This is a genomic window from Aeromicrobium sp., from assembly GCF_049587115.1.
Classification (GTDB): Bacteria; Actinomycetota; Actinomycetes; order Propionibacteriales; family Nocardioidaceae; genus Aeromicrobium.
The window spans coordinates 1-14,617 of record NZ_JBAVDI010000128.1 but is presented as its reverse complement, the minus strand read 5'-3'; the positions used below and the strand labels follow the sequence as shown (position 1 = coordinate 14,617).

Below are 14,617 nucleotides of genomic sequence, written 5' to 3'. Positions count from 1 at the left end.
GGGCCCTTCTCTGTCCCCGTGACGCGACTGGCGTGACCGGGGCACGGTGCCGGGCCCGAGGCGCCCCACACCTAAGCAGGAACGCCCGGTACCGAGTCGGTACCGGGCGTTCGTGGGGTGGTGTGATCAGTCGTCGTGCTGGCCAAGCGTTCCGAGGTACAGCTGGATGACCTTGGGGTCGTCGGCCAGCGACTTGCCGGTCCCGGAGTATGCGTTGCGGCCCTGGTCCAGGACGTATCCCCGGTCGCAGATCTGCAGGCAGCGACGGGCATTCTGCTCGACCATGATGACCGAGACGCCCGCCTTGTTGATGTTGCGGGTCTGGACGAAGACCTCATCCTGGAGCACGGGGGACAGACCGGCCGAGGGCTCGTCGAGCAGCAGCACGGAGGGGTTCATCATGAGCGCTCGTCCCATGGCGACCATCTGACGCTCACCGCCGGACAGCTGGCCGGCTCGCTGCTTGCGTCGCTCGCCCAGACGGGGAAAGAGCTCGGTCACGAAGTCAAAGCGCTCGGTGAATCGCTTGGGATCCTGATAGCAGCCCATCTCGAGATTCTCCTCGATGGTGAGGCTGGGGAACACGTTGTCGTTCTGTGGAACGAAGCCGATTCCCTTGGAGACGAGCTGGTCGGCTCGCTGGTTGGTGATGTCCTGGTCCTTGAGCATGACGGTCCCGGTGTGCACCTTGACCAGGCCGAACAGGGCTTTGAGCAGGGTTGACTTTCCTGCGCCATTCGGGCCGATGATGCCAACCAGCTCGCCGGGCTGACAGTACAGATCGGCTCCGTTGAGGATGTTGACTCCCGGCAGATAGCCGGCGATCAGGTTGTCGGCCCGCAGGACCGCACCGTCGGCGTGCGCCAGATGTGTCTCGCGCTCAGTGTTCTGCTCGGTCTCGGTCATCGCTGCTTCCCCTCGTCGAGCTCGGCGTCGGCCTCGGCGTCGAGCTCCGCGGCGTCGACCTCGCTGATGTCGGTGTCGTGGTGAGCGCCCAGGTAGGCATCGATGACAGCCGGATTGGCCATGACAGCCTGCGGCGTGCCCTCGGCCACGATCTTGCCCTGCGCCATGACGATGACCCAGTCCGAGATGTCCCGGACCATGTCCATGTCGTGCTCGACGAACAGCACGGTACGGCCCTCGTCTCGCAGCGACTTGACGTGTCCCAGCAAGGACTGCTTCAGCGCCGGGTTGACGCCGGCCATGGGCTCGTCGAGCATGATCAGCTCCGGGTCGACCATGAGGGCACGCGCCATCTCGAGCAGCTTGCGCTGACCGCCGGAGAGCGATCCGGCGAAGTCCTCGCGCTTGGCGTCGAGCTTGAAGCGGGCCAGCAGATCATCGGCCCGCTTGGTGTTCGCATCCTCCTGGGCGCCCCAGAGGGACTTGAAGGGCGCAGACCAGAACTTCTCTCCGCGCTGCCCCGTGGCCCCCAGCAGCATGTTCTGGATCACGGTGAGCTTGGACAGCACCTTGGTCAGCTGGAATGTACGCACCATGCCGAGCCGGGCAACCTTGAACGCCGGAACCTTGCCCAGCGAGGTGCCGTTGAACGCCCACGTGCCCGAGTCCGGCTCGTCGAATCCGGTCAGCAGGTTGAACAGGGTCGTCTTGCCTGCCCCATTGGGGCCGATCAGTGCTGTGATGACACCGCGCTGGATCTCGATGTGGTCCACGTCGACGGCCTTGAGGCCGCCGAACGTCCGGACGATGTCGCTGCCCTTGACGATTGGATCGGGCTTGGGCGCCCCCGGCGTGTTGGATACGTCCGCGAGTCCTGCGCGGGCGTCACTGAGTTCAGCGGCCATCGATCGCAATCTCCCTTCGATCGCCGAAGATCCCCTGGGGTCGGTAGATCATCAGCAGCATGAGGCCCAGGCCGAGCAGGATGAATCGCACGAGGCTGGCCTGGGTGTTGGTCATGATCCAGTCCGGGAGGAGTGGATCGCTTCCCTTCGTCGCCTGGCTGAAGAACGAGCCGATGCCTGAGATCAGGAACCAGAACAGCATCGAGCCGACGACGGGGCCGAGCACCCGGGCGGCACCGCCGATCAGCAGTGCGGCGTAGGCGTAGAACGTGAAGGTGGTGTTGAAGTCCGTCGGCACGGCCGAACCCTGCTTGAGGATGTGGAAGATGCCAGCGATGCCGCCGAACAGACCGCCGAGCACCAGCGCCTGCATCTTGTAGGCGAACACGTTCTTGCCAAGCGACCGGACGGCGTCCTCGTCCTCGCGGATCGACTTGAGCACACGACCCCATGGGCTGCGCATCAGGGCCCAGACGATCAAACAGCCCACGGCGACCAGGGTCCAGCCGACCGTGATCGACCACAGGTCGTTGCGACTGAACGAGAAGATCTGGAAGTCCATGCCCTTGTTGTAGGGATTGAGGCTCTGGTACGGCCCCACGAACCCGTTCAGGCCGTTCGAGCCACCGAAGGTGTCCTTGAACTCCACTGCGCCGAACACCAGTCGCAAGATCTCCGCGGCGGCGATCGTGACGATCGCAAGATAGTCGGCCCGCAGGCGCAACGTGGGCACCCCCAGCACGAGCCCGAGCAGCACCGCCCCGACCAGACCGACGACGATGCCGAGCCAGAACGGGAGGTCCCAGGTGACGACCGTCACCGCGAGTCCGAAGGCGGCGACGGCCATGAAGCCGGCCTGGCCGAAGTTGAGCAGGCCCGTGTAGCCGAAGTGAATGTTCAGGCCGATCGCCGCGAGGGCGAACACGATTGCCTGCGGGCCGAGCGCCTGTGAGAGCGCCGCATCGAGGATTGTTCCGAAGTCCATGTTGTGGCCCTATCCGATCCGCTGGGCTTTGCCGAGGATGCCTTGAGGTCTGACGAGCAGGATGAGGATCAGCACCACCAGGGCGCCGACCTCCTTGATCGAGGCTGGGACGCCGAAGACCGGCCCCAGCTCGACCATCAGGCCGATGATCAATGAGCCGACGAGCGCGCCCCAGATGGTGCCGAGACCGCCGAGGGTCACGCCGGCGAAAATCAGGAGCAGGATCCTGAAGCCCATCTGGAAGTTGACCTGATCCTGCACGGCGAGCAGGACGCCCGAGAGTCCGGTCAGGGCCGTGCCGAGAATCCAGACCGAGGAGATCACTCCGTCGACCCTCATGCCGGACGACGCCGAGAGCGCTGGGTTGTCGGACACCGCGCGCATGGCCTTGCCGAGCCGCGTCCGCATCAGGGCGATGCAGGTGACCGTCAGCGTGATGATCGAGATGACGAAGATCGCGATCTCCTTGTCGGACAGGCCAACCGGGCCGTAGACGGTCCGACTCTGGGCGACGTACTCCGACAAGGTGCGGGTCGAGCCGCCGAAACCGTACTGGAAGAGACTGCGAAGCAGCAGTGCGAAGCCGATCGAGACGATCATCATTGCTATCAGTCCCGTGCCGCGGTTGCGCAGCGGGCGCCACAGTCCGCGGTCTTGCGCCCATCCGAACGCGGCCGACAGCAGCACCGCCAGGATCCCGGCCACAATGACCGGCATGCCGAAGCCTCGGTTGAAGACGTAGGTCGCGATGCCACCGAAGGTGACCAGGTCGCCGTGGGCGAAGTTGGTCAGCCCGGTCGTGCCGAAGATCAGCGAGAGGCCGAGCGCTGCCAGCGCGATGATCAGCCCGGTCCGGAGGCCATCCCGGGTGCCGGCGACGACCTTGCTGGAGAACGACGCCTTCTGGACGATGATCGCGCCGATCTGGTACTGCACGAAGTTGGAGGAGGCGAGCTTGACCGCGACCGTCTTGTCGGTCTCGGCCTTGCCGCTGAGCTTGACACCGTCCGGAAGAGTCTTGGGATCCAGCACCACGACGTATGTTCCGTTGCTCGGGATCCCGATGCTGATGCGACCCATCTCGTCGGTCACCTGTGTGCCGAGGGCTTCGCCGGACTTGTTGTCCTTGAACACCGTGAGCGTCACGCCCGGAACAGGCTCGGGCTCGCCCTCGCCGCCGTTGAGGTTCCTGAGCGTGACCGTGATGTTCTGGCCCTTGACGATCGGGTTGGCCGTGGGTGTCCCGGCGCCTGCGGCGGGCGGGCTGCTGCTGGCGGCGGTTGGGCTGGGGGTCGGTGTCTTCGCCGCGTTGGCGGCGGCCGGGCCCAGCACCAGCAAGCCGGCCAGGATCGCCATGATGAGCGTCGCTGGTCGCAGGTGCACAGAGTCTCCTGTCGAGGTTTTACGGTCGACGGTGGTTCGACCTGCAGTGGACTATAACCTCAAGCGGGAGTCACCGGTGGATCAAAAACGATCCGCAGGTGACAGTTCGGTTTCGATCTGTTCGGACAGGTTCAGTGCAGCAAGATCGCGAGCTGGCACAGCAGCGGCGCGACGGCGAGGGCTGGTAGGAGATCAGCCACGTGGATGGGTCTGAGATCCAGCAGTCGGACGGCGACCCCGATCAGGATCAGGCCCCCCGTGGCCGTGAGCGAGGCGAGATGGGCGTCGGGCAGGAACGATCCGACCAACGCTCCGACGACGGTCAGCGATCCCTGGATCAACGCGACCGAGATCGCCGACGCCATCACGCCCAGGCCGAACGACGCGGCGAACGCGAGGGCTGCGAAGCCGTCGAGAGTCGACTTCAGCAGCAGCTGGTCGGCTCCGTTGCCGAGTCCCTCGTTCAGCGACCCGAGGATCGTCAGCGGTCCGATGCAGAACACGAGCGAGCTGATCACGAATCCCTCGATGAACCGCTGGCGCGCCTCGCCGACGTCTCCTCGGGTGAGCCGCGCCTGCAGCCACCCACCGAACTCCTCGAGCCGGTCCTCCAGCCTGAACCAGGAGCCGATGATGCCGCCGATCACCAAGGAGCCCAGCACGATCAGCATCGGGGCACCCCGGTCGACCGCCTTGACGAGTGCCGGGTCCCCGACGGCCATGGCGGCATCGGCAGCGATCAGCAGCGTCACCAGTCCCAGCGCCGTCGTCACGGTCGTCCGGATGCGTAGGTTCAGTCGATGACCGATCAACAGGCCCAGACCGGATCCTGCGACGACCGTCACGACGTTCGTGGCTGTTCCGAAACCGACGAACATGTAACGTCTCCTTCGACAATTGAGCATTCAACGGCACGTCCCGAGGCCCAGCGCGTAGTGTGTCACCTCGACTCCTCGACGCCGTGCTGAGGAGTGTTCCGGAGTGGAGACAGGAACCGCATGTCGGGTCGACCGCCAATAGTCCTGAGGGACGCCGATCGCGAGGATGCACAAGCCCTCGTGACGCTGTGGGCCGAGTGCGCCGGCGCCGGTCGGGACGAAGGCTCCGAGGCGTTCACCCAGCAGGCACTGTGGCGTGAGCCCGGGGTGGCCGAGGCCGCTTCAGCGCTCGAGCTCAATCTCGCACGACCAGACAAGCGCATCATCGTGGCGCTCATCGAGGGTGAGATCGTCGGCGCGACGGTGTGCGACATCGGGACGCTCACGCCGATCAACCTGACCCGCATCCTCATCGTCACCGAGATCCAGGTGTCGCCGCGCTTCCGTCGCAGGTCTGTTGCGTCGACCCTGCTGTCCGCCGCCGCGAGCTACGGCGAGGAGCACAACTGCGAGATCGTGGTCGCGGCGATCCCGGTGCACTCCCGCGAGCCGCACCGCTACCTGACCAAGATCGGGTTCAACCAGATCGCGGTGCTCCGGGCGATCCAGTCCAGCAAGCTGCGCTCGCGCCTCACGACCAAAGCCACGAACTCGCGTGACACGGGCAGGCTCATCGCCGTACGACGCACGCTGCGCCGTCGAACCGACGCACGGAGCATGCCTCGCACCTGAGTCCAACGGACGCCTTGGCCGTTCGTCGGACCCGCCGACTACAGTCGTGCGGGTGGACCGCCTCCTGTTGATCGACGGCCATTCCGTCGCCTATCGCGCCTTCTTCGCCCTTCCCGTCGAGAACTTCTCGACCACGACGGGCCAGAGCACCAACGCTGTGTTCGGCTTCACTTCCATGCTGATCAACGTGCTGCGAGACGAGAAGCCGACGCACGTGGCGGTCGCCTTCGACGTCTCACGGCAGACGTTCCGACTCGAGCAGTACCCCGAGTACAAGGGCAATCGGTCCAAGTCGCCGCCGGAGTTCACGGGGCAGATTCCCTTGATCAAGCAGATCCTCGACGCGCTGCACATCGTGACGTTCGAGAAGGACGGTTTCGAGGCGGACGACATCATCGGCACCTTGGCGACCCGCGCGGAGTCGGCTGGGATGGATGTACTGATCTGCACTGGCGATCGCGATGCCCTGCAGCTCGTCACCGACAAGACCACCGTGCTGTACCCCCGCAAGGGCGTGTCGGACCTTGCCAGAATGACCCCGACGGCGGTCGAGGAGAAGTATGGCGTCCCGCCAGTCAACTATCCCGACATCGCCGCAATGGTCGGTGAGACCAGCGACAACCTGCCGGGCGTGCCGGGGGTCGGACCCAAGACCGCGGCCAAGTGGCTGGGCCAGTTCGGCTCACTGGACGAGATCATCGCCAAGGTTGACCAGATTCCCGGCAAGGCCGGCGAGTCGATGCGGGCGCATCTGGACGACGTCATCCGCAACCGCCGTATCAACGCCCTGATTCGGGATCTCGATCTGCCTGCCGGTCCGGCCGACCTGGCTTTCGACACGGTCTGGGACCGCGAGGCGATCCACGCGGTGTTCGACGCACTGGAGTTCAACGCCCTGCGGGTCCGACTGTTCGAGGCGTTCGGCGATGTCGAGCCGCAGGCCGAGGATGGCTTCGACCTCGACGGCGTGACCCTGGCACCCGGTGGGGTGTCGGCCTGGCTCGAGAGCCACTCGCTCGCCGGCTCCAGACTGGGCCTGCACGTGCAGGGATCCTGGGGACGCGGAACAGGCGATGTCGTGGGCCTGGGGATTGCCTCGGACGAAGCAGCGGCCTGGATCAGCGTCGACGACCTCACCAGCGAGGACGACATCGCGATCGCGGCCTGGCTGGCAGATCCCGATCGGCCCAAGGTCCTGCACGACGCGAAGGGGCCGATCCTGGCCCTGCGGGCCCGGGGGTGGCCGGTGCGTGGAGTTGCAGCAGACACGGCCCTGTCGGCGTACGTCGTGCGCCCTGACCAGCGTTCGTACGACCTGGGAGATCTGTCGCTGCGCTACCTCAAGCGCGAGCTGCGGGACGAGTCGGACAATTCTGGACAGCTGACGCTCGACACCGACAGCATCGGCGCCGAGTCCGGGATGTTGCGGGCACGCGCCGCGCTCGACCTGGCTGTCGTCCTCGACGACGAGGTCGAGCAGGCCAGTGGCACGGCCCTGATCGCCGATGTCGAGCTGCCGCTCGTTGCGACGCTGGCGCGCATGGAGCGCACCGGCATCGCCGTCGACGACGACCACCTGATCGCGCTGGAGTCCGAGTTCGCCGCGCGCGCCCAGAATGCCGCCTCCGAGGCGTTCGCGGCAATCGGCGGAAAGGAGATCAATCTCGGCTCGCCCAAACAGCTTCAGGTCGTGCTGTTCGACGAGCTCGGCATGCCCAAGACCAAGAAGACCAAGACGGGCTACACGACCGACGCCGAGGCGCTGCAGCAGCTCTACACCAAGACCGGCCACCCATTCCTGCAGCATCTGCTCGACCACCGCGACGTCACGCGGCTTCGGCAGACCGTCGAGGGGCTGCGCAAGTCGATCTCGGACGACGGCCGCATCCACACGACATACGCCCAGACGATCGCTGCCACCGGCCGTTTGAGCTCCAACGACCCCAATCTGCAAAACATCCCGATTCGCACGGCATCGGGCCGGCGCATCCGGGAGGCGTTCTGCGTCGGCGACGGCTTCGACACCCTCGTGACAGCGGACTACAGCCAGATCGAGATGCGCATCATGGCGCACTTGTCGGAGGACGCCGATCTGATCGCGGCGTTCAACTCCGGCGAGGACTTCCACACCGTCATGGCGGCCAAGGTCTTCTCCAAGGATCCGGGCGACATCGATGGGGAGCTGCGGGCCCGGATCAAGGCGATGAACTATGGCCTGGCCTACGGTCTGTCGTCGTATGGCCTGAGTCAGCAGCTCAGCATCACCACGGGGGAGGCGCAGGCGTTGATGGACGACTACTTCGAACGCTTCGGCGGCGTGCGCGACTATCTTCGTGGACTGGTCGACGAGGCACGTCAGACCGGCTTCACCGAGACCATCATGGGCCGCCGCCGCTACCTGCCGGACCTGCAGAGCGACAATCGCCAACGTCGCGAGATGGCTGAGCGGATGGCACTCAACGCGCCGATCCAGGGCTCGGCTGCCGACATCATCAAGGTCGCGATGCTCGGCGTGGAGCGGGCGCTGGACGCAGCAGGCCTGACCTCACGCATGCTGCTGCAGGTGCACGACGAGCTGGTGCTCGAAGTTGTCGCGGCAGAGCGCGAGCAGGTCGAGCAGCTGGTCCGCGACCAGATGGCGTCGGCCGCCGAGCTCTCGGTGCCGCTGGACGTGTCGGTCGGCGTGGGTCGCACGTGGCACGAAGCCGGCCACTGAGCGCAGCGCGGACGTTGCTCTCAGGCCACGTGCTTCGCGGGCCGACCTGACGGCGAGAAGAAGAACACCACGGTCGCGAGCGCGGCGGCCACCAGCGCCATCGTGAGCACGAGCCCGGTGATCCCGACGCCGAGCCCGTACGCCACGGCGAGCACCGCGGCCACCGCGGCCCAGATCATCACGACGATGCCGTGCGCGTGCCGGGCGAGGGCGTCGAAGACCAGCAGGTGGACGATCGCCAGGACCGAGCCCGCAATGGCGAACAACCACAGTCGGCCGGTGATCTCGTCGTACTTGTCGCCGCCGACGAGGATCAACGCGAGGTGGGGCAAGGCGGCGGTGGCGAGCACCGCGAGGGAGCCGAATCCGGCGACCAGCGACACCGCACGCAGCCGGGCGTGATGCGTCGTGGCGCGGGCCAGGTCCGGGAACAGCACGACGCTGATGAACTGCGGGAAGAACAGCGCGGCCTTGGCCAGGATCAACCCCGACGCGTACAAGCCGCTCTCGTGGACGTCGAAGCGGTTGCGGGCGATCAGCGAGTCCATGTTGCTGAGCACGAAGTAGGCGAGCAGGGCGTGCGTGGAGAACAGCGCTTCGGTCAGCAGGGGGCGGCGACTGATCGGGACGCCGCTGGCGTGGCCGACGAGCAGTCGGGCGCCCGCAAGGGCAGGCAGCCACGATCCGATCGCGATGCCGATCATTGCGGAGTTGACGGTTGGCGAGATCAGCAGCGCGATCGAGCCGCCGGTGAGGCGGCCGACGCCGTTGCCGATGTAGACCGCGGTCAGCGCACCCCAGCGCGACGTGCCCTGCGCGATGCCGCACTCCGCGCCCATCACGGTCAACGGGATGAGCGTCGCTCCACACAGGATCACGGGCCAGTGGCTGTCGAGCTTGAGCGCCGGCGTCAGCACGACGGTCGAGGCCGCCACGACGAGTCCGACGAAGGACGCTACGAGCACCGTGACCCGCACGGTCGCGCTGATGATGTCGTCCCGATGGGCAGGATCGACCGCCAGTCGCCGTGCGGTCACTGCCTGCAGGCCCAGCGATGCAACGGCACCGACCAGCAGGATGCCAAACAGGGCAGTGAGGGCGCCGAACTCACGGGGAACCAGGATGCGCGCCGACACGACGTTGAACCCGTAGACCGTGATGTTCATCGTCATCATTCCGGCCGCCACGAGGGTTCCACCGGTCATTGTCGCGCGCGTGGACCTCACCACGGCACAATAGCCGTGGGTGGGACCGATCAGGAGCAGGGGCGAAGATGCGGCGAGTGCGCAGGATCGATCTCCGCGACGTTGTCGTGCCTGCCTGGTCGGCGCTGCTGGTCCTCGCGATCGGACTACCGTGGTTGCGCGGTGGCTATCTCCTGTCGTACGACATGGTCTGGGTTCCGCACCTGGACCTGACCCGTCCCGAGATCTGGGGGCTCGGTTCGGGCCTGCCGCGAGCGGTGCCGTCCGATGCCGTGGTTGCTTTGCTCGGTTCCGCACTGCCGGCGGCGCTCGTGCAGCGCCTGCTGCTGCTCGGCGCCTTGTTCCTTCTCGCACTGGGCGCTGCGCGCCTCGTGCGGCACCGTGTCGTGATCGCACAGCTGGCCGCTGCAACGTTCGCGGTGTGGAACCCATACGTTGCCGAGCGTCTGGTCCTCGGGCAGTGGCCCGTCCTGGTCGCGCTGGCAGGAATCGTGTGGCTTCTGGGAGCGCTTCGCGGCAAGGATGAGCCACGCTGGTCCGCGGTGACGCTGGCGCTGGCCGCGACGGCGATCTCGCCCGCGACCGGCGTCATGGGCATCGTCACGGTACTGGCCGTCGGCTGGCGGCACGGTCTGGTGCGGCTGGGCGTGCTGGCCGGTGTGCTGAACGGGCCGTGGATCGTCGCGGGTCTCCTGCACGCCTCGATCGCCCGTACGGACCCGACCGCAGTCCAGCTGTTCGACGTCCAGTCCGAGGGATGGTTCGGCCGGCTCGGGTCTGCACTCAGCCTCGGCGGGGTGTGGAACACAGAGGTCGTTCCGACGTCCCGCACGCTCCCGATCGCAGCCCTGATCGGCATCCTGCTCGCCCTGGTCATGATCGGGGGACTGGTCACGCTGTGGCAGGACGACCGGCAGCTGCTGGCAGGGCTGGCGATCGTCGGAGCGATCGGTGTGACAGTGGCGCTGGCCGGCTGGCTCGCGCCGGACCTGGTGGCGAGAATCATCGAGGACGTGCCCGGCGGCGGCATCGTCCGAGACGGGACCCGGTGGCTCGCTCTGCTGCTGCCGTTGGAGGCCGTCGCGTTCGGTGCCGGGGTGGGAGCAGCGTTCGACCGCGCAAGATTCACGGCCTGGGAGTACCCGACGCTCGTTCTCGCGCTGCTGGTTCCGCTGGCCGCCCTGCCAGACCTGGCATGGGGCGTCGCGGGTCGGCTGGAGCCGGCGACCTATCCCGCGTCTTGGTCCGACACTCGTCGCATCATCGCGAAGACCTCGGTGACCGGTGATGTCCTGGTGCTGCCGTTCTCGTCCTACCGGCGACCCACCTGGAACGATGACGTGCCGGTCCTGGATCCGGCCGGTCGATTCTTCGACCGGACCACGGTCACCAATGACGACCTCGTGGTCTCGGGGCGCACTATCTCGGGAGAGGATCCCCGTGCGGACCGCATCGGTCGCATCCTTGCCAGTCGCAAGGACGTCCCGAACCGGTTGGCCCGAGCGGGGATCGGGGTGGTGGTGCTGGAGGTGGACGCGCCGGGTGCGAAGCAGGCTGCGAAGCCGTTCCAGGACCTGCGCGAATATCGAGTCGCAGGCACCGAGTTCCGAGTGTTCGCCGTGGCTGGCGCGCGGCCGATGCCGATCGATGCAGCCGATCGCAAGATCATGATCGCAACATGGTTCGTGGCCGGTCTCGCGCTGCTGCTGGCCGGACTCGATCTCGTGCGGTCCGGCGTCGCCAGGCTAAATCGGAAGTCGTCGAAAGATCGACCGCGGCACGTGTCGGAGTCCTGACATCACGATGCGCATCGTGCCCGGTACCCAGATCTGCTCCTTGCCGTCACGCACCGCATCGACGACGGCCTCGGCCACGGCCTCGGGGGTCGTGGCCAGTGGTGCGGCGTCCAGACCTTCGGTCATGCTGGATCGCACGAAGCCCGGTCGCACGACGAGCACCCGGCCACCCAGCTCGCGCACGGCCTCGCCGAGCCCGGTGTAGAACGCGTCCATACCAGCCTTGGTGGACCCGTAGACGAAGTTGGAACGGCGGGGTCGTTCACCGGCGACGCTGGACAGCGCAACGACGACCCCGTGACCCTGGGCCCTGATGCGGGCGCCGAGAGCGACCCCAGTGGTCACTGCGCCGACGTAGTTGACCTCGGCCAGCTCGCGAGCGACGTCGATGTCGGTCCACGCCGTTTCCGGGTCGCCGAGCAGCCCGAATGCGACCACGGCGATGTCGATGTCGGTCGAGATGCCTCCGACGACCCTGGAGTGCGTAGCGGTCTCGGTCGCCTCGAAGTCGACGGCGTCGGTACGGCAACCCAGAGCGTCAAGCCGGACGACAGCAGCGTCACGGCGCGGCCCCGGCCGCGCCGCGAGGGTGACGTGCAGCCCCGGTGAGCGGCCGGCATACGCCTCGGCGATCGCCAGCGCGATGTCCGAGGTGCCGCCGAGCAGGAGCAGGTGTTGGGGGATGCCGAGCGCGTTGATCATGGGTGAGGCCTCACAGGTCGAGTCGTCGGGACAGGTCGGAGCGGAACACGCCGTCGGGGTCGACACGCCGACGCAGGGCCAGGAACTCCTCGAGGCGGGGGTACATCCTGCGCACCGCATCAGCGGACATTCGCGAGTCCTTGGCGAGATAGACCCGCCCGCCGGCGGTGGCGACAAGCGCGTCGAGGTGGGACAGCAGCTGATCGAGTCCGGCTCGCACCGGCAGGTCGACGGCGAGAGTCCAGCCGGGGATCGGGAACGAGAGGGGGCCGGCGTTGCCAGGGCCGAATCGCTTGAGCACGTTCAGCGACGAGACGTGACCCGAAGCGGCGATGTGCTCGACCGCCGTGGTGAACGCCGCCTCCTCACCATCGGGCACGACGAACTGGTACTGGCAGAACCCATGCGGTCCGTACAACCGGTTCCACCGGCCGACGACGTCGAGGGGATGAAAGAACCGCGTGATGTCCTGCACCTCGCCGATGCGATGCCGGGGGGCCTTGGCATACCAGAGGGCATTGAAAGCACGAGCGGTCAGACCATTGACCATGCTGACGGGCAGGTCGAGCGGCACCCGGCCGACCTGCCGGCCCGCGAAGTCCAACGCGCCGGCCCGCTCCGCGGGGTCGAGATCGTCGAGGGTCGCTGAGTTGCCGCGCGTGATGACAGCGCGTCCCAACGATGAACCCGTCGTCGCGGTGTCGAACCACGCGACCGAGTAGTCGTAGTTCGCGTCCCCGCTCACCAGCCGGTCGAGCAAGGTGGCGAGATCGGGCGTGCGCTCGGTGTCGACGACGAAGTACGACGTCTCGATGGTCTTGAGCGCGATGGTGGCCTCCAGCACTACGCCCGTCAGGCCCATGCCCCCGATCGTCGCCCAGAACAGCGGAGCGTCCTCGCCGCCAGGTGTCAAAGTCACGACGTCACCCGAGGCGAGCATCAGGTCCAGCGACAGGACGTGATTGCCGAAGCTGCCGTCGACGTGGTGATTCTTGCCGTGGACATCGGCCGCGATGGCGCCGCCGATGGTCACCTGTCGGGTGCCCGGGACGACCGGGAGCCACAGGCCGTGAGGCAGCAGCTCGCGCAGGAGCTGGTCGAGACTCGCGCCAGCCTGGACCCGCACCGACGGCGCCCCAGGGTCGAGCGCGAGGATCCCGGACCAGCTCGTCAGATCGATGACCGAGCCGCCGGCGTTCTGGGCCGGGTCGCCATAGCTGCGACCCAGACCACGGGTGATGACGCCGCGGGGGCCCGCTCCGATGATCTGGGAGCGCAGCGCGGCGAGGTCGAGCGGACGTTCGACGTCCGACACCGTTCGACTCGTGCCGCCCCACCCGGCCAGGATGGACCCAGTCATGAGGAGTAGACCCCGACCGCAAAGACCACGAGCCAGGCCAGACCGATGATCTGCAGGACCGGGTCGCGCAGCACGGCCTCCTCCGGCTCGCCGGCCAGCCCGTGGTCGACGTCGACGGCATATCGCAGAAGTCCCATCACGAACGGAGCGATCGACACGGCCTGCCAGTTGATGCCGCTGCCATCGGAGATCTCGAACGCCCACAGGCTGTAGGCGGTGATCGTGATCGCCGCAGCCAGGCTCCAGACAAATCGAAGATACGACTCGGAGTAGACCTCGAGCGTCCGGCGTGTGCCGGCACCCGATCCCACGCTGCGCAGCTCGGAGTAGCGTTTGCCGGCCACCATGAACAGGGAGCCGAAGGACGCGACCAGGAGGAACCACTGGGACAGCGGCACGTCGACCGCGACTCCTCCGGCTATCGCCCGCAGCAGGAACCCGGCGGCCACGATGGACAGGTCGATGACCGGTTGCTCCTTGAGCCAGACGACGTAGAGGATCTGGATCACGAGGTACACCGCGAGTGTCATGGCCAGATCGCGGTCGACGAGCCAGCCGAGACTCATGGCCAACACCGCACAGACCACCGAGGCGAGAACCGCTGTTCGGGTGCCGAGTTCTCCAGCGGCGACGGGACGCAATCGTTTGCGAGGATGGCGTCGGTCGTCCTCGGCATCGATTGCGTCGTTGAGCAGATAGATCGAGGACGCCGCGAGGGTGAACGCGAAGAAGCTGCCGACGACCGCCAGGATCGTGCCACGGTTCCACTCGACGCCGGCCGCCAGGGGGGCAGCGACGACCAGGACGTTCTTGGTCCACTGGCGGGGGCGCGTCGTACGGGCGATGGCGTACGCGGTACGCACGGGGGAGCTCATGGTGCCACTCAGCCTAGCCGCGGGGGGGCCAGTCGGGCCTGGACGCCGACGATGCTGCTCTGACCCCATGCCACTGGTAACCTTGGTGAGTATTGAGGGAGGGACTCAACGTGGGAACAATTACTGGCGGCATCGTCGCTTTCATCGCAGGACTTGGTCTGGCCGGAGCAACTG

Annotated in this window: 12 protein-coding genes; 3 read left to right on the top strand and 9 right to left on the bottom strand. The window is 66.9% G+C overall.

What is annotated here, in order from left to right; genetic code table 11:
• Window positions 1–126: 126 nt before the first annotated feature.
• The 5 genes from WB461_RS11740 to WB461_RS11720 all read right to left on the bottom strand — a co-directional run bounded on the left by WB461_RS11740 (window position 127) and on the right by WB461_RS11720 (window position 5,057).
• On the bottom strand, window positions 127–906 hold the full coding sequence (locus WB461_RS11740) for an ABC transporter ATP-binding protein (protein ID WP_423852913.1): 780 nt from the start codon (window positions 904–906) through the stop codon (window positions 127–129).
• Window positions 903–1,811 carry an ABC transporter ATP-binding protein gene (locus tag WB461_RS11735; RefSeq protein ID WP_423852912.1) on the bottom strand — a complete coding sequence of 303 codons (909 nt, stop codon included), beginning with the start codon at window positions 1,809–1,811 and terminating at the stop codon, window positions 903–905. Before WB461_RS11735 ends, WB461_RS11740 begins: the two co-directional genes overlap by 4 nt.
• On the bottom strand, window positions 1,801–2,796 hold the full coding sequence (locus tag WB461_RS11730; protein WP_423852911.1) for a branched-chain amino acid ABC transporter permease: 996 nt from the start codon (window positions 2,794–2,796) through the stop codon (window positions 1,801–1,803). Before WB461_RS11730 ends, WB461_RS11735 begins: the two co-directional genes overlap by 11 nt.
• A 9-nt stretch (window positions 2,797–2,805) precedes the next feature.
• Entirely contained in the window at window positions 2,806–4,179 is a 1,374-nt protein-coding gene (locus WB461_RS11725) for an ABC transporter permease subunit (RefSeq protein WP_423852910.1), read from the bottom strand.
• A 131-nt stretch (window positions 4,180–4,310) separates the two neighbouring features.
• The gene (locus WB461_RS11720) at window positions 4,311–5,057 is read right to left on the bottom strand and encodes a DUF554 domain-containing protein (RefSeq protein WP_423852909.1); all 747 of its coding nucleotides are present in this window, start codon (window positions 5,055–5,057) and stop codon (window positions 4,311–4,313) included.
• A gap of 120 nt (window positions 5,058–5,177) precedes the next feature.
• On the opposite strand from WB461_RS11720, the gene WB461_RS11715 reads away from it, so the two are divergent.
• Together WB461_RS11715 and polA are read left to right on the top strand one after the other, a co-directional pair.
• Entirely contained in the window at window positions 5,178–5,789 is a 612-nt protein-coding gene (locus WB461_RS11715) for an N-acetyltransferase family protein (RefSeq protein ID WP_423852908.1), read from the top strand.
• Between the two features lie 46 nt (window positions 5,790–5,835).
• The gene (gene polA, locus WB461_RS11710; protein ID WP_423852907.1) at window positions 5,836–8,505 is read left to right on the top strand and encodes a DNA polymerase I; all 2,670 of its coding nucleotides are present in this window, start codon (window positions 5,836–5,838) and stop codon (window positions 8,503–8,505) included.
• Window positions 8,506–8,525: 20 nt separating this feature from the next.
• On the opposite strand, the gene WB461_RS11705 is transcribed toward polA, so the two are convergent.
• Window positions 8,526–9,731, bottom strand: a complete 1,206-nt coding sequence (locus WB461_RS11705; protein ID WP_423852906.1) for a polysaccharide biosynthesis protein — start codon at window positions 9,729–9,731, stop codon at window positions 8,526–8,528.
• Window positions 9,732–9,787: 56 nt separating this feature from the next.
• Between WB461_RS11705 and WB461_RS11700 the strand changes: the two genes are divergently transcribed.
• On the top strand, window positions 9,788–11,506 hold the full coding sequence (locus WB461_RS11700; protein ID WP_423852905.1) for a hypothetical protein: 1,719 nt from the start codon (window positions 9,788–9,790) through the stop codon (window positions 11,504–11,506).
• On the opposite strand, the gene WB461_RS11695 is transcribed toward WB461_RS11700, so the two are convergent.
• The 3 genes from WB461_RS11695 to WB461_RS11685 are packed head-to-tail and all read right to left on the bottom strand — an operon-like array spanning window position 11,456 to window position 14,443.
• Window positions 11,456–12,208, bottom strand: a complete 753-nt coding sequence (locus WB461_RS11695) for a decaprenylphospho-beta-D-erythro-pentofuranosid-2-ulose 2-reductase (RefSeq protein ID WP_423852904.1) — start codon at window positions 12,206–12,208, stop codon at window positions 11,456–11,458. The genes WB461_RS11700 and WB461_RS11695 overlap by 51 nt on opposite strands.
• Before the next feature lie 10 nt (window positions 12,209–12,218).
• Entirely contained in the window at window positions 12,219–13,568 is a 1,350-nt protein-coding gene (locus WB461_RS11690) for an FAD-binding protein (RefSeq protein WP_423852903.1), read from the bottom strand.
• Window positions 13,565–14,443 carry a decaprenyl-phosphate phosphoribosyltransferase gene (locus tag WB461_RS11685; protein ID WP_423852902.1) on the bottom strand — a complete coding sequence of 293 codons (879 nt, stop codon included), beginning with the start codon at window positions 14,441–14,443 and terminating at the stop codon, window positions 13,565–13,567. The genes WB461_RS11690 and WB461_RS11685 overlap by 4 nt, the downstream gene beginning before the upstream one ends.
• Window positions 14,444–14,617 lie beyond the last annotated feature (174 nt).

Excerpts from the sequence above, each read along its gene's own strand:
- WB461_RS11740 (WP_423852913.1), bottom strand. The coding sequence starts at position 906 with ATGACCGAGACCGAGCAGAACACTGAGCGCGAGACACATCTGGCGCAC.
- WB461_RS11735 (WP_423852912.1), bottom strand. The coding sequence starts at position 1,811 with ATGGCCGCTGAACTCAGTGACGCCCGCGCAGGACTCGCGGACGTATCC.
- WB461_RS11730 (WP_423852911.1), bottom strand. The coding sequence starts at position 2,796 with ATGGACTTCGGAACAATCCTCGATGCGGCGCTCTCACAGGCGCTCGGC.
- WB461_RS11720 (WP_423852909.1), bottom strand. The coding sequence starts at position 5,057 with ATGTTCGTCGGTTTCGGAACAGCCACGAACGTCGTGACGGTCGTCGCA.
- WB461_RS11715 (WP_423852908.1), top strand. The coding sequence starts at position 5,178 with ATGTCGGGTCGACCGCCAATAGTCCTGAGGGACGCCGATCGCGAGGAT.
- WB461_RS11695 (WP_423852904.1), bottom strand. The coding sequence starts at position 12,208 with ATGATCAACGCGCTCGGCATCCCCCAACACCTGCTCCTGCTCGGCGGC.
- WB461_RS11690 (WP_423852903.1), bottom strand. The coding sequence starts at position 13,568 with ATGACTGGGTCCATCCTGGCCGGGTGGGGCGGCACGAGTCGAACGGTG.
- WB461_RS11685 (WP_423852902.1), bottom strand. The coding sequence starts at position 14,443 with ATGAGCTCCCCCGTGCGTACCGCGTACGCCATCGCCCGTACGACGCGC.